Raw genomic sequence first — 16,009 nt, 5'->3', positions numbered from 1 at the left:
TCCCTTACTTTGTGTTGATTAGTTCCATTTGAAAAGTTTAATGGCGGCAAATGAGCCGGCGGCAGCCCAGAGTACTAAGAAAATGACACTGGCAATGCTGAACTGCCCCTCAATCAGTGCCGCCCGAAGTGCATCACCCAATGCGGCCGAAGGCAAGGCATCCAGCGTTGGCTGAAGCCAGGTAGGGGCCATCGTGAGCGGAAACAGAACTCCGCCGACTCCGGCGAGGAGGACCCAAGCCAAGTTGGTGATAGCAAGTGTCGCTTCAGGGCGAACCGTACCGGCAATAAGCAATCCCAATGCCGTAAACGTCGCAGCTCCTAGGAGCAAGAACAATACGGCGGGAACAATTCCCCAAAGGTTTGGCTCCCAGCCCAGAAGTAAGGCCACGACGGTGATCAGTACGACCTGGATTGCTAGCACTGTGAGCACCGCAATGACCTTGCCGAAGATCAAACCTACTTTACCCAATGGGGTAGTCGAGAACATGCGCAGCACGCCATAGCGTCGGTCAAAGCCAGTGCCGATACCTTGACCGGTGAAGGCTGTGGAAATGACGCAGAGGGCGAGTACTCCGGGCACTGCCGCATCAATGCTGCGCGGTGCGACACCCTCTAGAAGGTCAGTGAAGGTCAGTCCGAAGAGGGCAATAATGGGCAAAACTACAGCGAGTACTAACTGCTCCCCATTGCTGAGCATCATCAGAGTTTCGTATTTGCCCTGTAAGGCGATGCGCTTGGGCATAGACACGGCGTTGGAATGACTCATAGTCGGGCTCATACCGTTTCCTCCTTCTGCGCGAATTCCAAGAAGACATCTTCGAGGCTGCGTGCCTGCAAGTTCATGTGCGTCGGCAAAATGCCTTCACGCACCCACCAGCTTGTCAGCCAATTAAGATGCTCCGGGGAACTGACACCGGTCAAATGGTATTCACCAGGTGCGGTCTCGCTTAGGTGTAGTCCGGCAGGTGGCTTCGGTAATTCTAAGGATGGGGTGGCGCCAAAGTTCACCGGACGGTTGTCGTGTTCGGCGGCGGCCAAAGTTGTCAGCTCGGTGACGGTGCCCTGCGCAACGGTTCGACCCTTGTCGATAATGTACACATAGTCACTTAGCCGCTGTGCGTCATCCATCAGATGTGTGGTCAGCACGATGGCTTTACCCAGGTCGCGTTGTTCGCTGATCAGATCAAAAACAACTTGACGTGATTGTGGGTCTAATCCGGCGCTCGGCTCGTCTAGGAAGAGAACTTCAGGGTCACCGGCTAGCGCGAGGGCTAAGGCGACTCGTTGTTTTTGTCCGCCAGAAAGTCGGCGAATAGTGCGGCTGCCAAAGGATTCAAGGTCCAGCCGAGTGATCAGCGCATCAATATCGATGGGTTTTTTGTACATTCCAGCTACGTGGCGCAAAAGCGGAATTGGCCGCATCGAGGGAGGTAATCCTCCGTCTTGCAGCATCACGCCGACCCGCGAACGAAGGTCGGGGTTATCGCCGAAGGGATCTTGGCCGAGCAGTTCAATCGTTCCGCCCTCGGGGCGCAACAGGCCCTGAGCGCAGGCGAGCGTAGTCGACTTGCCAGCACCATTAGAGCCCAAAAGGGTAGTGACTTGGCCGGGGAGGGCTTTGAGGGAGACGGAATCCAGGACCCTGAGCATGCGATTATTCAGCGCAGGAACCGGTCCCAAATCCTTGCTCAGCTCACTAATAATGAGGCTGGGAGTAACTGAAGACACCACAGCATTCTACGTCATGTCGAAGTCGTAAGGGTTGAGTCTTTAGTCACGAAGGCTCGATTTAGGTTTCGGTGCGGAGGATGATAGCCATAGGGCGCAAAATCCCTGTGATTCTTGGAATGACTAGCCCTACCTTAGTAAGTCCTTCCTTACTAGACGTAGGGGGAAAATATAGGCATGCTTGTGTTGTGTATTCATCTAATTCAGACACAGCTAGTACCGCAACCGGCACCACGGTTGGCACGGTTGGGGATGCTGAAGAGCGCACGCGAGACCGAGTTCTAAACGCGGTGCTCGAAGACGGACCGGTCAGCGCGGCCGAACTTGGCAACAAGCTAGGGTTCACGCCAGCAGCGGTTCGCCGTCACCTCGATGCGCTGTCAAAAGCAGGGCTTGTTGAGGTAAAGCTGGTAGCAAATCAGAAGTCGGGCGCAGGGCGACCGTCTCGCAGGTACGTACTATCGCACCGCGGACAGACGAAGCTGGGCAACGATTACCTAGACATCGCCACCCAAGCACTTAAGGTGCTCGGGGATGCGGCCGGCGAAGATGCAATTCGCAAATTCGCGCGGGACCGCTTCGCGACGATGGAAAACCGTTATGCGAAGGCAATGGACGGTATAGAAGGACTCGAAGAACGAACAATGAAGCTTAGCGAGTTGCTCAGTTCAGACGGTTTTGTGGGATACACCCGCAATGTCGAAGCGAAAGTTTCGAAAGCACTAATGCGCAGCGTTCAGCTGTGCCAGGGGCATTGCCCCATACAAGATTTGGCACGCGAGTTTCCGGTGTTTTGCGACATGGAAACTGAAATGTTTGCTCGACTGGTCGGTGTTGATGTGCGAAGGCTCTCGACATTGGCCGGTGGCGGACATGTGTGCACGACCCACATTCCAGTGGGTCGCGGAAAGGCGCCGATACGCGCTGAGAAAAGAACTCGAATTCAGTTCACGAAGATGGAGAGGCCGCGATGACGGATCAGATTGCACAGGAGTCTGCCGACCCAGGTGTAATTTCCGAAATTCTGGAGAAGAACCCCGAACTCCAAGGAATCGGTAATTACGAATACGGCTGGTCAGATAAGAACGACGCGGGTGCAAATGCACGCCGTGGAGTTGACGCTGAAGTTGTAGCCAACATTTCCAACCTCAAGTCAGAGCCTGAGTGGATGTTGGAGCTACGTCAGAAGGGCTTGAAGTACTTCGATCGCAAGCCAATGCCAACCTGGGGTCCAGACCTCTCAGGCATCGACTTCGACAACATCAAGTACTTCGTTCGCTCGACCGAGAAGCAAGCCACCTCGTGGGAAGACCTTCCGGAAGATATCAAGAACACCTATGACAAGCTGGGTATTCCTGAGGCTGAGAAGCAGCGTCTGGTTTCTGGCGTTGCCGCGCAGTATGAGTCCGAGGTTGTTTATCACCAGCTGCGTGAAGACCTTGAAGCTCAGGGTGTGATCTTCCTCGATACCGATACCGCGTTGCGGGAACACGAAGACGTCTTCAAGGAGTACTTCGGTTCGGTCATCCCGGCAGGCGATAACAAATTCGCTTCGCTGAACACCGCGACCTGGTCCGGTGGCTCCTTCGTATACGTTCCTAAGGGCGTCCACGTAGAGATCCCACTGCAGGCCTACTTCCGTATCAACACGGAAAACATGGGTCAGTTTGAGCGTACTTTGATCATCGCCGATGAAGGTTCCTACGTTCACTACATCGAGGGTTGTACCGCTCCGATCTACCAGTCGGACTCGCTGCACTCGGCAGTAGTTGAGATCATCGTGAAGAAGAACGCCCGCGTTCGCTACACGACCATCCAGAACTGGTCGACCAACGTGTACAACCTCGTGACCAAGCGTGCCATCTGTGAAGAAGGCGCCACCATGGAATGGGTCGATGGCAACATCGGCTCCAAGGTCACCATGAAGTACCCAGCCGTATACCTGGTTGGCGAGCACGCCAAGGGTGAAACCCTGTCCATCGCCTTCGCCGGCGAAGGCCAGCACCAGGACACCGGTTCGAAGATGGTTCACATCGCTCCGAACACCTCTAGCGCCATTGTCGCTAAGTCGGTGGCTCGTAACGGTGGCCGCTCCGCATACCGTGGCTTGGTCCAGGTCCGCGAAGGTGCCAAGGGTACAAAGAACTCGGTCGTCTGTGACGCGTTGCTGGTTGACCAGATTTCGCGCTCGGACACTTACCCATACATCGACGTCCGCGAGGATGACGTAACGATGGGCCACGAGGCGACGGTTTCCCGTGTTTCTGAAGAGCAACTGTTCTACCTGATGTCCCGCGGCATGGCCGAGGACGAGGCAATGGCAATGATCGTGCGTGGCTTCGTTGAGCCAATCGCACGTGAGCTTCCAATGGAATACGCGCTGGAACTGAACCGCCTTATTGAACTCCAGATGGAAGGATCGGTCGGCTAAGAATGTCGGAGACCACCACTCAGATTCCCGAAGAGAAGGCGCGCATTGGCGCCCCATCGATTCCGGGCTTCACCGAAGAGGGCGAAAACCTTTCGCCGCTAAACGACAGCGCTTCCTCACCACTAGCCGGGGCTTCCTCTAAGAGCCACAGCCACGGTGGCGGCGAAGGTGTCGCGGATTCTTCGCGTGCAGGCCGGTTGACCAGCTACAACGTTGAAGACTTCCCCAAGCTCACCGGCCGTGAAGAAGACTGGCGCTTTACCCCGCTGAAGCGTATCGGTTCGCTGCACACCGCTGAACTGACCGGTAAAGCACCAAAGGTCGAGCTGACCGGTTCAGAGAACGTCACGCTGCGCACCGTCGCAGCAGACGACGCGATCCGCGGCAACGCTTTCACCCCCGATGACCGCGTGTCGGCCAACGGCTGGAAGTACGCCGATGGCGCGCAGGTTCTGACCATCCCGGCTAACGCCGAGAACACCAAGAGCGTACTGCGCATCACCGGCGAGTCGCTGGAACCTGCAGCTCAGCACCTAATCATCGTGGCCGAGGAAAACTCCGAAGCCATGGTCGTTATTGACCACGTGGGTTCGGCAGTACTGGCGCAGAACATCGAATTTGATGTTCGCCAGGGCGCGCGCCTGCGTGTTGTCTCCCTGCAGGCTTGGGAGTCGGACGCAATCCACGCTTCCTCGCAGCAGGCTGTGGTAGCCAAGGACGCAACCTTCAAGCACATTGTTGTCACCTTCGGTGGCGACTTGGTGCGCGTGAACCCATCAGCACGTTTTGCTGGGGAACACGCTGAGATCGAGTTGTACGGCCTGTACTTCGCCGACGCCGGTCAGCACCTGGAACACCGCTTGTTCGTTGATCACGCAGTTCCTAACTGCAAGTCGAACGTATTGTACAAGGGTGCCTTGCAGGGCAAGGGCGCACACACGGTCTGGGTTGGCGACGTGCTGATCCAGAAGGCCGCTGTGGGTACCGACTCCTACGAAGCGAACCGCAACCTGGTGCTCACCGACGGTACTCGCGCCGACTCGGTTCCTAACCTGGAAATCGAGACCGGCCTCATTGATGGTGCCGGACACGCTTCCACCACGGGACGCTTTGACGACGAGCACCTGTTCTACCTGATGGCCCGCGGTATCGATGAGAAGACCGCTCGCCGCTTGGTGGTTCGTGGATTCCTGAACGAAATCGTCCAGCATATCGGTGACGAGCAGCTCGAAGAGCGCCTGACCGAGACCATCGAAGAAGAATTGGCAGCTACTCACCTTTAAGTAGCGCCGGTTCTACCAGCCTTTTAGATATAGAAACGGAACGACGTATGTCTACTCTGGAAATCAAAGACCTGCACGTCTCGATCGACACCGAGCAGGGCGAGAAGGAAATTCTCAAGGGTGTTTCATTGGTAATCAACACCAACGAAACCCACGCAATCATGGGCCCTAACGGCTCGGGCAAGTCCACCTTGGCTTCGACCATCGCCGGTCACCCACGCTACAAGGTCACCTCGGGTTCAATTACCCTTGATGGTGCCGACGTACTGGAGATGAGCGTTGACGAGCGTGCCAAGGCAGGTCTGTTCCTGGCCATGCAGTACCCAGTTGAGGTCCCAGGCGTGACCATGACTAACTTCTTGCGTACCGCCAAGACCGCAATCGACGGCGAAGCGCCGAAGCTGCGTACCTGGACCAAGGACGTCAAGGAAGCCATGGCGAAGCTGAAGATCGATGCGGACTTCGCTGGCCGTAACGTCAACGAAGGCTTCTCCGGTGGCGAGAAGAAGCGCGTTGAAATCCTGCAGATGGAACTTTTCAAGCCTAAGTTCTCGATTCTGGATGAGACTGACTCGGGCCTTGACGTTGACGCGTTGAAGACCGTATCTGAGGGTGTTAACCGCGCTCAGGAAGAAAACCAGATGGGCACCTTGCTGATCACCCACTACACTCGCATCCTGCGCTACATCAAGCCAGACTTCGTGCACGTGTTCGTTGATGGTCGTATTGCTGAGCAGGGCGGCGCAGAACTTGCAGATCGTTTGGAAGAAGAAGGTTACGACCGCTTCCTTAACGTTCAGGCCTAGTAAGGTATAACTCATGAGTGAATTAACCGAACAGAGCACAGGAGCCAAAACGACTCCGTTGGAAGATGTCGAAGAGGCGCTCAAAGACGTGATTGACCCGGAACTCGGCGTCAACATTGTCGACTTGGGTTTGCTTTACGGAATGAAGTACGCCGAAGACGGCGTGCTAATTCTCGATATGACGCTCACCACCGCTGCCTGCCCGCTCACCGATATTATCGAAGAGCAGGTTGCCCAGGCTATGGAAAGCGTTGTCGACGAGCATCGTCTGAACTGGGTCTGGATGCCACCTTGGGGTCCAGAACGTATCACCGATGATGGCCGCGACCAGATGCGAGCACTTGGTTTCAACATCTAAGTTGTATTGAAAAAGGCGCCTTTCAAAATCCGCTAGGGATTTTGAAAGGCGCCTTTTCTTTGTGTTTGAAGTGCTGTTCTTAAGCCTCAGTGATTTGGTGTGTGTACCGTTTCAAAAGCCATGGCTGTGCCGGTACCGCCGGCTGCCGCCATCAAAGCCAAGCACAACTCGTCTTCAACCTTCTTTTCTTTAGCCTGCCAGAACAGTCTCGTGGTCAAAATGGCACCACTAGCCCCGTAGGGGTGGCCCAGTGCCAACGCCCCACCATCACGATTTACGTCTTCAGGAGCTATTCCAAGCTGAGTCAGACAGGCAATGGCTTGCACGGCAAAGGCTTCGTTGAACTCAATGAGCCCGGCCTGATCCAGTCGGCGTTTGCCTAGTAGCTGCTCGAGTTTTCGATAGGCGGGAACGGCTGCCATGCCCAAGATTTGTGGGTCGCACGCGCCGCTACCTGTGGACAGATAACGCAGTGCAAAATTTGCACCCAACTGATTGAAATACTCGGCGTCAACGATTAGCACCGCCGCGGCACCGTCATTAATGGGACACGAATTACCTGCAGTCACCGTGCCGCCAGGAACAAAGGCTGGGCGCAACGCCCCAAGTTTTCGCTCCGTGAGTCCCGCTCGCGGACACGTATCGCGGTTGATGAGACCGGTAGCGGTGCGCACCGTCACTATCTCGTTATCGAATCGAGCGGCCTGCTGAGGTTGGACCGCACGCTGGTGGCTTCGCAAGGCAAAATCGTCTTGGGCTCTGCGCGAGACACTAAACTCTGTGGCGATGTTTTCGGCCGCGACGCCCATCTCTGGGTCCGAGTGAGGACGTGGGGTAAAACGAGCTCGTGAATAGATGCGCGGGGGAGTGCCGGGCACAACATTCTTTTCCATCCTCCACGGCGCAGTACTGACCGATTCGACGCCTCCGGCGATGACTGCGCGTGCTTCACCGCACTGAATCATTCGCGCCCCAGCCGCAATGGCTTCTAAAGCGCTGGCACACTGCGCGTCTAGTGTAGTGGCTGGAACGGTCAGAGGTAGACGCGATGCCTGAGCGGCTACTCGGGCTATATCCCCGCCCGGTCCGGCAGCATTTCCGGCAAAAACGTGGTCTACCGCAGCAGGATCCAAGTTTGAATCTTCGAGCAACGCGTTAAAAACTTCTGCCAGCAGATCTTCGGCGCCTAACTGCGCAAACTCTTTATTCGACCGCACGATAGGCGTGCGCCGAGCCGCGATAATCAATGCTTCATTCATCGTAAACGCAGCTTTCTTAGACCCCTGGCCGTCGGTAAGGGAAGGCGCAGAATATCTTGCTTGCCGCTGTTCGTCAGTGGCCAGTCAGATAAAAAAACGATTTCATGGGGAATCTTGTAGATGGGAAGTAAGTTTTTCAGCTCGCGGTGCAGCTCCAGCGCATCGGGAATCGTTTGTGGTTCCGGAAGCAGACAATAGGCGGTAATTTTTGCCTTGCCCGGTGTATCGTGATGAGCCTGAATCACAGACTGGGTAAGCCCGCATTGTTCTAAGGCGGTGCTAATTTCTGCCGGGTAAATATTGTTCCCATTAATATTGAGCATCCCACCGTGACGACCCAATATTTGGATCTGGTTATCCGGTAGTAAGCGGGCAAGATCACCTACCCCGGTCGCATCTTGGCAGCGTTCCAACTCGCCTGGGCCGCGTGGGTCATAGCCGGTGGCATTAAAGTCGCTGGCAATCATGAGCCGGCCAACGCCGTTGTCTTGCGGCGAATGCAGATGCGCCCGGACACCGTCGAAGAAGGTGCCGATGAATTCTGGATTCGAATCTTTGGCCGAGCGTTGATGCTCCCGGTAGGCAATGAGGCTGTGCTCACTACTTCCGTAGTATTCGGTGCAAGTGATCTGTGGGGAAATTTGCAAGATCCTTTGGGCCAGCGGCGAAGCCAACGGTTCACCGCCAGTGACCACATGACGGAGCGTGGCAGGTAAGTTCGACTCGAGCAGGTCAAGCATGAGCCCTATCAGCGTAGGAACAGCGACCACCCGGTTGCAGTTTTCGGTTTTTAATAGCGTGGACACGTCCTGAGCTTTCCAGCGTCCGGGTGCCACGAGTGTTCCTCCGGTGGCAATCGATTCCACGAGAGCGTAGAGGCCTAGCCCGTGGGTCAGCGGGCCGGGCACCAGAGTTCGTGAGTCCTGGGTGGCACCGAGGGTCGTGGCGCACCTGCCGATTGACTGCTGCCACGACTGGCGACTGCGCATTACCGCCTTGGGAGATCCGCTAGATCCAGAAGTGAAGACGACCAACAGCTCGCACTGTGCGTCGTCGGAGGGCGTTATCGCCGGTACAGCAGCTGCGTCCTCAACCACTGATGGCACTAGCATTGGGTTTTGGCCTAAGGCGCGTAAAACTGATTCCTCATCGCGGTCGCAGAGCACGGTGGGTGAGTCGAAGAGATCTAGCATTTGGCGAAGCCGTGCCGAAGGCCATGCCGGATCCAGGATGATCGCGCTCATACCGGCCAGCAGGCACCCATGGAAGGCGATAGCCAGAGAGATGGGGTCGGTGCAGTAGATACCGATACGGTTTGCTGGTAAAACTTTCTGACGTAGCTTGCCAGCCAACGCATTACTGCTCGCGGCTAAGGAAGAATAATCCATAACGTGAGTGGTGCTGATGACCGCGGGGTGACGTGGACGGGTCCGCGCATGCTGTTGCAATTGGCTGGCAAGATCCATCGGGTTAGCTCATCAGCGCCCGGTAGCTGCGGTGCACGGTGACAGCCACCAGCGCGGTGACTACGGCTTTGATAAGGTCTCCAGGTAAGAATGCGATGGCGCCTACCGCGGAGGTGCCAAGATCAAGCCCTGTCACTGCTGCTGTCCATGGAATGCCGAACAGGTAGATCACGCCGATACCGCCAATGATGACCGAGACCAATCCTGTGATCATACGTCCGGTTTGGCTCTTTTGGCGGAGCACCCAGAATTTGAACAGCGCGCCAATCACCAGGGAACCAAAGATCCAGCCCAGCAGGTAGCCGCCGGTTGGGCCTAGCAACACGGCCAGTCCACCACGGCCGCCAGCTAACAGTGGTAAGCCGGCTAAGGCAAGGACTACCACAATCAAACTTGAGAGCATGCCACGTACCGGGCCGAGGAGGGCTCCAGCGAGCATGACGCCCAAAGTTTGCAGTGTAATCGGCACCGGCACAATGCCGATCACGATGGGCGGAACTAAGCCCATAGCGGCGATCATGGCCGCAAATATTGCGACATAAACAGTATTTCGGGTTTGCGAAGTTGTAGCAGTTGCCATGGAGTGTCCTAACGAATGATTGTGCGAGAGAGCCTGGAGAGGATTAGTTGGAATGTTCGGCGGAGTCGTAACCGCGTGCTTCTAGCGCTTCGGCGGTATCTTCGGCGATCCGGAGGGATCGAATCACCAGTGGAACCGCTACGGCGAGGGGATTATTTGCTAGCCCGCGCGCATGCTGGGCTTCGCGGACTTCAAGATATACGCGTTTGAGTTCGGGAATGAAACGAATAGCCAAAGATAGCCCTAAGGAAATTTGTGCCGGGTTGGCACCGACATGACGTAGGGGAGAGGCCACCTGTTGGAAGAGTTCGAGCATGGCGTCAAAGGTGGTCGTCAAGCTGACGGCGTAGGCAAACATGCACATGGTGAGCAGGCGAAGTACCGACACTAGCGCGCTGTCCCAAGTTGTCTGGATTCCTAAGGAGACAAAGACGATACCGAGGATGAGGAGCAAGGTCACCAGGGGCATGCGTAGCTGGCGCAAGTTCACCCGGGCGCTGAGCAAAACGATGACGCTCAAAATGAGCAGCACCGAGAGGATCTGCCAACTACCGATCAGGTATAGGCCGATGCTGACGATCAGCAATGCTCCAAATTTAAGCCCCGCTGGTAATTTGGCGAGGTATGAGGTGTTCAGCCCGGCGATCATACGTGGCTCCACTGGCGGTAATGATCAACAGCATCCGCAGGCTGACCATCAAAGGCGATGATCCCGTCAGTAACCACGAGGACACGATCAAAGTCTTCCAGTATTTCTAGATCGTGAGTAATGACGATGGCTCGTTGCGGAAGTTGGGCGATCTCGCGTTGGAAGCGCAGCCGATTACGTAGATCGAGCATGGTTGTGGGCTCGTCAAAAACAATCGTGCGTGGTTGCATGGCAATCACTGCGGCCAATGCCACCATTTGCTGCTCACCGCCGGAAAGCGTATGGCTCTCACGATCTGCCAGATGGCCAATGTTCAGTTCGTCAAGGGTCTGTGCGACTCGAACTTTGCGTTCTGATTTGGACAAGCCGATATTTTTCAGGCCAAAGGCAATATCGTCTGCGACCAGCGGCATGATGATTTGATTGGCAGGGTTTTGGAAAACGAAACCCACATCGCGACGAATCTGTTTCGCGCTTTTGGACGTATCCAGTCCTCCCACGCGGACGGTACCACTGGTAGGAATAACTAGTGCGTTGAGTAATCGCGACAGTGTGCTTTTACCTGCTCCGTTTGCCCCGATGACTCCGATGCGACGTTCATTGAGCGTCAGGGTGATATCAGTGAGCACCGTGCGGTCTTCAAAACTGACAGTGACTTGCTCAAGCTGGATCTCTGGTAATTCCACAATGCTCCATCGCGACGTACTTGTTCATCCAGTAGGTCACCGCTGTTTGATCGGTGTCTGGAAGGCGTTCTCAGTGACGTTTTATACCACTGAGAAAAGAGCATACTTGATCACTGTTCAATTGTCTTGATCAGTGTTCAATAAATTGTGTTTACCCAAAGAACTGATCGTAGATAAGCACTAGTGAAAGTCCAATCATAATGATCCCCGAACACGCAGTCACAATTCTTGCGGCAAGTGGTCTGGAGCGTAATAAAAGACGCGCGGTTAGGGCAACGGCAAAGTATACGGCGACCGATACCGCAAAATGAGTGAGGCCAAGTGCGCCGGTCTGAACGGACAATGGCCAACTTGCGTCCGGACTGATGAACTGCGGAATCAGCGCCAAATAGAGAAGCAGCGCCTTCGGGTTGACCCCACTGGTTAGCAGTCCTTTGAAGAAAGGTGCCCTCCACTGTGCACGCGAATTCTCAGATGCTGGAGCCTTGGTCAGAAGCGCAAGGGGCCCGGGGGATGCGTTGCGTGTGCTACGGCGTTGGTCATTAGTTCCCTCAAATTCTGCGTCGTCTGCAGGGGAAGCTGGGTAGAATTTTGCTGATTTCCAGCTGGTGAGCGTGGTAATTCCGAGCCAGAGCAGGTAGACGGATCCTGCCATGGTTAGCCAAAGGAGCAGTTGTGGCGAACTGGCGACTAGCGCTGCCACGCCACAGACAAGTAGCGCGGTGTGAAATAGATAGCCCGTCAGCAGTCCCCATACTGCCGCGCGGTAGCCTTTGGGTCCGATAGCCGAGGAAATGATATAAGCCCAATCGGCACCGGGCGTGCAAGCGAGGGTAACGGAGACCAAGAGGAAGCCGGTTAGTTGCGTGATTTCCATGGTGTCTCCTCATAGTTCCTGACTTGCTCATCTTAGGTTAGGGAAATTTGGTCGAAAAGTGCTTGCCGTTTTTACCTAAGAAGCGCCGATCCAAGCAATCTTTTCTTGATAAGTCGAAAAATTTCGCAAATATATTGCGTTGTAAGCTGGGTTCATGGATAAATTAGACCGGGCAATCATCGCTGAATTGCAATTGGACGGCCGGATGAGTGCAACTGCGGTAGCCAGCAAAGTTGGGCTCTCGGTTGCACCTTGTCATCGGCGCATTCGTGAACTCGAGCGAACTGGGGTCATTGCCGGCTATCAGGCTGTCATTGCTCCAGAACGCGTTGGCTTAGCATTCGAGGCCCTGGTCTTCGTAACGCTCAAGGACCGTACGCAACTCAAAGCCTTCGAGGCGGCAGTCGAAAAAGATGAGTTAATCGTAGAAGCGCAACGACTCTTTGGTGAACCAGATTTCTTGTTGCGTGTTTACGCCAAGGATCTGAGCCACTATCAGCACCTCTACGATGAGGTGTTAGTTGAACTGCCCGGCGTGGAGAAGCTAACTAGCACTATCGTGATGCGAAATATCAAAGAACGAGCGATCCTACCCGTTTAGCTTTTAACTTCGAGCGATTGGCCGGTTTGGGCTGCTCGTGGAGTGATGATCAACGAGATGACCAAGATTGTAACAATGAGCCAGAGGGCCTGCGGTAATCCGATGATATCTGCGACGAACCCGATAACCGGTGGTCCGCTGAGCATAGCCCCATAGCCAAAGGCGCTGATAACACTCACGGCACGTGGTCCAAGGTGATCGCTGCGCGAGGCCGCAATGGACATTCCCACAGGGAACCCGAGTGAACTACCCAGCCCCCAAAATAGCGCCCCGGCCCCAAGCATCCAGATGTTGTCGCCGAGAATAAACAAGACAATTCCGACCAAGCCGATCAGGCCCATGATCATCAGGGAACATTTGGTTCCAATGCGATCAACAATTGGTCCGCCCGTGAATCTGCCGACGGTCATCGCTCCGGTAAAGAGGGTAAACATCAGCGCACCGCTGGGATGGCTGAGTCCATGCCCGACGACAGAAGCAACTGTAAGCCAATCGTTGGCAGCTCCTTCTGCAAAGCTGAGCCCGGCAACCATGAGTCCCAGTAGCAGCAACAGTCCGCGTCGTGAACGTGCGCCGGAGGCCTTCAGCTGGGCTTTGTCTCGTGGGGCTGAGTAATTGTAATTCCAGTTTCTAAAACCGGTCTGTGCAAAGAGTGTTAAGCCGACAATTGCTACGGCGACAAAGCTGAAGTGCCAGATAGTTTCAATTTTTAGGCTCAGTGTAGCCGTTGCGATACCCGCGCCGAGCAAGGAGCCGAGACTGAAAAATCCATGCAATGAGGGCATGATGCTTTTGCCTAGCTTCCGTTCAACCTTGGCTCCGTTAACATTCATCGTGATATCAAGGCAACCGAATATTAGCCCGTTGAAAAATAAGATTACGAAAGCGGCGATACTGCTCTGCAGAATCGTGACTGATACGCCAAGGGTCACCAATACCGCAGCCAGGAAGATGGGGAGTATCAGTAGAAGATTTTTGGCTGAGAACGCTCGGCTAAGAGTCGGCGCCAATGCAATTCCGGCTAAGGTGCCAGCCGTCATGAAAAAAAGAAAAGCACCTAGCTGTGAGCCTGAGAAGTCAAAGACCATGTCGATCACTGAAAGTCTTCCGGCCCAAGAGGCGAAAGATAATCCTGCGATCAGGAAAATAAGGTTAACGCTGGAGCGTTCGCCGAGTAACGGCTTAGCTAAAGCGGGGGCGATAAGCGCCATCTACCTGTTCCTCCTGATTTGTACAGCACCTAGAGTTTATCCCACATTAGAAAAAGTTGAAACTAAAATCATCGACTTCAGGTGCACTGCTAGCGCACTTTTAGGTGTTGCATATGAAACTCCAAGTATCGGGTACTTGCACTGTGCGTGGCGGGTTGAGTATGTGCAAGCGCGGCAGGCCATTGGGGCCCATCGCAAAAAAGTGCCACGGCGCGGGGATTCCTTGGTCATCTGCCGCGAGGCTGGCTCTTCTCAAAAAATCAGGTAGCTACTAGGGTCAAAAGCAACCCGTAGTACCCGGTGAACTCAAGGAGAACCTGCTCGTGGGAAATGATGGACGGCATTCGGACCTGATTGTCATAGGCACCGGCCTGGCTGGGCTTGTTGCCGCGTGTGAAGCGGTGGCCGCCGGATTGTGCGTGACACTTCTCGACCAGGAGAATGAAAACAACTTGGGAGGTCAGGCGCACTGGTCCTTCGGCGGATTATTCCTCGTAGACTCGCCAGAGCAACGTCGGCTCAGAGTCAAGGACTCATTCGACCTGGCATGGTCCGACTGGCAGGGCAGCGCACAATTCGATCGACTCGACGACGAAGATTACTGGGCCGCTCGATGGGCCCGTGCCTACGTTGAATTTGCCGCCGGCGAAAAGCGCGACTGGATTCGTGCACAGGGAATTGAACTGACTCCGGTTGTCGGTTGGGCAGAGCGTGGCGACGGAAGAGCCGATGGGCACGGAAACTCGGTTCCAAGATTCCACGTGGCTTGGGGTACCGGTACCGGGGTATCCAATCCATTTGTGGACAAGGTGCGTGCAGCAATGGGTGAAGGAAAGGTGCAGATTCTTCACCGTCACCGCGCGACTGACTTGATAATGCACAACGGCTCGGTGACAGGCGTTCGAGGGGAGATCTTGCGCTCTGATCAAGCGGTGCGTGGAGTGAGTTCAAACCGAGAAGTCAGCGGTAAATTCGAGTTGAGTTCCAACACAGTGTTGCTTGCCACCGGAGGAATAGGTGGCAACCATCAGCTGGTCAGGAAATTCTGGCCAGAACGCTTAGGTACTCCACCAAAGAATATGCTCACCGGTGTTCCTGCATATGTCGACGGCAGCGGCTTGGAGCTCGCACAGGCAGCAGGTGCTCGACTGGTCAACAGGGACCGCATGTGGCATTACACCGAAGGCATCAAAAATTGGGATCCAATCTGGCCAAATCATGGAATTCGCATCTTACCCGGACCATCTTCGCTTTGGTTCGATGCGCTCGGCAACCGGTTGGGATCCCCAGCACTTCCAGGTCACGACACCATTGGAGCACTCAAGAAACTTAGAAGCGGGATTGACGCCGGGGTGGATCATTCCTGGTTCATCTTGAATCAAAGAATTATCGAAAAAGAATTCGCGCTTTCGGGTTCTGAGCAAAACCCCGATCTGACCAATTGGGACAAGAAGAGTGTCATTACTGAAAGAATATTCGGCAAGGGGGCGCCCGGACCCGTAGCGGACTTCATGCATCGTGGAGAAGATTTTGTTGTCGCCGCTAATTTGGCCGAACTGGTCGCAGGAATGAATGAGCTGGAACCGCACTTCCAGCTTGATCTGGAGAAAATTAGCCAGCAAATTCGTAGCCGAGACTTGCAGGTAGAAAATCCGTTCAGCAAGGATCAGCAAATTCAATCGATACGCAATGCTCGGCGTTACCTAGGCGATCGAGTCACACGTGCGGTGGCGCCACATAGAATTCTCGATCCGAAGGCGGGCCCTTTGATTGCAGTCAGGCTTCACACACTGACTCGAAAATCTTTGGGAGGTATTCAAACGGACCTCTCAGGCCGTGTTTTAGATCTGCATGGCTTGCCAGTGGATGGGTTGTACGCCGCGGGTGAAGTCAGTGGATTCGGCGGTGGAGGAATGCATGGTTATAACGCACTTGAGGGAACATTCCTTGGTGGTTGCTTGTTCAGCGGGCGTCAAGCGGGCAGGTCAATTGCAGATTCGTAGTCCTCAACGCTAAACGGCTGGGCCGAAAGCAAAAAGAACCGCCGTTCACTCTTTGACAAAGTGAACGGC

The 16,009-nt window shown here is 54.9% G+C and carries 16 protein-coding genes; 7 read left to right on the top strand and 9 right to left on the bottom strand.

Translation table 11 applies throughout. The features are described 5' to 3' along the window. Positions 1–18 precede the first annotated feature (18 nt). On the bottom strand, positions 19–780 hold the full coding sequence (locus VJ369_RS14545; protein WP_324092778.1) for an ABC transporter permease: 762 nt from the start codon (positions 778–780) through the stop codon (positions 19–21). Beyond that, positions 777–1,730, bottom strand: coding sequence for an ABC transporter ATP-binding protein (locus tag VJ369_RS14540; RefSeq protein WP_414652664.1), 954 nt, complete (start codon positions 1,728–1,730; stop codon positions 777–779). Before VJ369_RS14540 ends, VJ369_RS14545 begins: the two co-directional genes overlap by 4 nt. A 188-nt stretch (positions 1,731–1,918) precedes the next feature. Here VJ369_RS14540 and VJ369_RS14535 point away from each other — a divergent pair, with 188 nt between their 5' ends. The 5 genes from VJ369_RS14535 to VJ369_RS14515 are packed head-to-tail and all read left to right on the top strand — an operon-like array spanning position 1,919 to position 6,608. Next, a complete protein-coding gene (locus VJ369_RS14535) occupies positions 1,919–2,704 on the top strand; it encodes a metalloregulator ArsR/SmtB family transcription factor (RefSeq protein WP_324092776.1) in 786 nt (261 codons plus the stop codon). Further along, positions 2,701–4,161, top strand: a complete 1,461-nt coding sequence (sufB, locus tag VJ369_RS14530; RefSeq protein ID WP_105673789.1) for a Fe-S cluster assembly protein SufB — start codon at positions 2,701–2,703, stop codon at positions 4,159–4,161. The genes VJ369_RS14535 and sufB overlap by 4 nt, the downstream gene beginning before the upstream one ends. Before the next feature lie 2 nt (positions 4,162–4,163). Further along, positions 4,164–5,444 (top strand): Fe-S cluster assembly protein SufD, encoded by a 1,281-nt coding sequence (sufD, locus tag VJ369_RS14525; protein ID WP_324092775.1) that lies wholly within the window; start codon positions 4,164–4,166, stop codon positions 5,442–5,444. A 47-nt stretch (positions 5,445–5,491) separates the two neighbouring features. Next, positions 5,492–6,250: a Fe-S cluster assembly ATPase SufC gene (gene sufC, locus VJ369_RS14520; protein ID WP_105673793.1), complete on the top strand. Its 759-nt coding sequence runs from the start codon at positions 5,492–5,494 to the stop codon at positions 6,248–6,250. Positions 6,251–6,263: 13 nt separating this feature from the next. Further along, on the top strand, positions 6,264–6,608 hold the full coding sequence (locus VJ369_RS14515; protein ID WP_105673795.1) for a metal-sulfur cluster assembly factor: 345 nt from the start codon (positions 6,264–6,266) through the stop codon (positions 6,606–6,608). An 86-nt stretch (positions 6,609–6,694) separates the two neighbouring features. On the opposite strand, the gene VJ369_RS14510 is transcribed toward VJ369_RS14515, so the two are convergent. The 6 genes from VJ369_RS14510 to VJ369_RS14485 form a co-directional block, all read right to left on the bottom strand. After that, positions 6,695–7,867, bottom strand: a complete 1,173-nt coding sequence (locus VJ369_RS14510; protein WP_324092774.1) for a thiolase family protein — start codon at positions 7,865–7,867, stop codon at positions 6,695–6,697. Continuing rightward, complete coding sequence (locus VJ369_RS14505; protein ID WP_324092773.1) at positions 7,864–9,333, bottom strand: class I adenylate-forming enzyme family protein; 1,470 nt, start codon at positions 9,331–9,333, stop codon at positions 7,864–7,866. The genes VJ369_RS14510 and VJ369_RS14505 overlap by 4 nt, the downstream gene beginning before the upstream one ends. A 4-nt stretch (positions 9,334–9,337) precedes the next feature. Further along, positions 9,338–9,913: a biotin transporter BioY gene (locus VJ369_RS14500; RefSeq protein ID WP_324092772.1), complete on the bottom strand. Its 576-nt coding sequence runs from the start codon at positions 9,911–9,913 to the stop codon at positions 9,338–9,340. 43 nt (positions 9,914–9,956) lie between these two features. Next, entirely contained in the window at positions 9,957–10,562 is a 606-nt protein-coding gene (locus VJ369_RS14495) for an energy-coupling factor transporter transmembrane component T (protein WP_324092771.1), read from the bottom strand. Further along, complete coding sequence (locus VJ369_RS14490) at positions 10,559–11,248, bottom strand: ABC transporter ATP-binding protein (protein WP_324092770.1); 690 nt, start codon at positions 11,246–11,248, stop codon at positions 10,559–10,561. Before VJ369_RS14490 ends, VJ369_RS14495 begins: the two co-directional genes overlap by 4 nt. Positions 11,249–11,399: 151 nt before the next feature. Next, entirely contained in the window at positions 11,400–12,125 is a 726-nt protein-coding gene (locus VJ369_RS14485; protein WP_324092769.1) for a LysE family translocator, read from the bottom strand. A 154-nt stretch (positions 12,126–12,279) separates the two neighbouring features. Between VJ369_RS14485 and VJ369_RS14480 the strand changes: the two genes are divergently transcribed. Then, positions 12,280–12,726 carry an Lrp/AsnC family transcriptional regulator gene (locus VJ369_RS14480; RefSeq protein WP_324092768.1) on the top strand — a complete coding sequence of 149 codons (447 nt, stop codon included), beginning with the start codon at positions 12,280–12,282 and terminating at the stop codon, positions 12,724–12,726. Here the strand turns inward: VJ369_RS14480 and VJ369_RS14475 are convergent. Next, positions 12,723–13,937 (bottom strand): MFS transporter, encoded by a 1,215-nt coding sequence (locus tag VJ369_RS14475; RefSeq protein ID WP_324092767.1) that lies wholly within the window; start codon positions 13,935–13,937, stop codon positions 12,723–12,725. The two genes, VJ369_RS14480 and VJ369_RS14475, sit on opposite strands and share 4 nt — an antisense overlap. Positions 13,938–14,260: 323 nt before the next feature. Here VJ369_RS14475 and VJ369_RS14470 point away from each other — a divergent pair, with 323 nt between their 5' ends. Continuing rightward, entirely contained in the window at positions 14,261–15,940 is a 1,680-nt protein-coding gene (locus tag VJ369_RS14470; RefSeq protein ID WP_324092766.1) for an FAD-binding dehydrogenase, read from the top strand. Positions 15,941–16,009: the final 69 nt, after the last annotated feature.

Source organism: Glutamicibacter sp. (assembly GCF_035257265.1).
GTDB lineage: Bacteria > Actinomycetota > Actinomycetes > Actinomycetales > Micrococcaceae > Glutamicibacter.
The sequence above is the reverse complement of the archived record's forward strand: the minus strand, read 5'-3'. Positions and strand labels throughout refer to the sequence as shown.

What these genes read in the sequence shown, in the direction of transcription:
- VJ369_RS14545 (WP_324092778.1), bottom strand. Translation starts at nt 780, where the DNA reads ATGAGCCCGACTATGAGTCATTCCAACGCCGTGTCTATGCCCAAGCGC.
- sufB (WP_105673789.1), top strand. Translation starts at nt 2,701, where the DNA reads ATGACGGATCAGATTGCACAGGAGTCTGCCGACCCAGGTGTAATTTCC.
- sufD (WP_324092775.1), top strand. Translation starts at nt 4,164, where the DNA reads ATGTCGGAGACCACCACTCAGATTCCCGAAGAGAAGGCGCGCATTGGC.
- VJ369_RS14510 (WP_324092774.1), bottom strand. Translation starts at nt 7,867, where the DNA reads ATGAATGAAGCATTGATTATCGCGGCTCGGCGCACGCCTATCGTGCGG.
- VJ369_RS14495 (WP_324092771.1), bottom strand. Translation starts at nt 10,562, where the DNA reads ATGATCGCCGGGCTGAACACCTCATACCTCGCCAAATTACCAGCGGGG.
- VJ369_RS14515 (WP_105673795.1), top strand. Translation starts at nt 6,264, where the DNA reads ATGAGTGAATTAACCGAACAGAGCACAGGAGCCAAAACGACTCCGTTG.
- VJ369_RS14475 (WP_324092767.1), bottom strand. Translation starts at nt 13,937, where the DNA reads ATGGCGCTTATCGCCCCCGCTTTAGCTAAGCCGTTACTCGGCGAACGC.
- VJ369_RS14500 (WP_324092772.1), bottom strand. Translation starts at nt 9,913, where the DNA reads ATGGCAACTGCTACAACTTCGCAAACCCGAAATACTGTTTATGTCGCA.
- VJ369_RS14480 (WP_324092768.1), top strand. Translation starts at nt 12,280, where the DNA reads ATGGATAAATTAGACCGGGCAATCATCGCTGAATTGCAATTGGACGGC.
- VJ369_RS14505 (WP_324092773.1), bottom strand. Translation starts at nt 9,333, where the DNA reads ATGGATCTTGCCAGCCAATTGCAACAGCATGCGCGGACCCGTCCACGT.
- sufC (WP_105673793.1), top strand. Translation starts at nt 5,492, where the DNA reads ATGTCTACTCTGGAAATCAAAGACCTGCACGTCTCGATCGACACCGAG.
- VJ369_RS14485 (WP_324092769.1), bottom strand. Translation starts at nt 12,125, where the DNA reads ATGGAAATCACGCAACTAACCGGCTTCCTCTTGGTCTCCGTTACCCTC.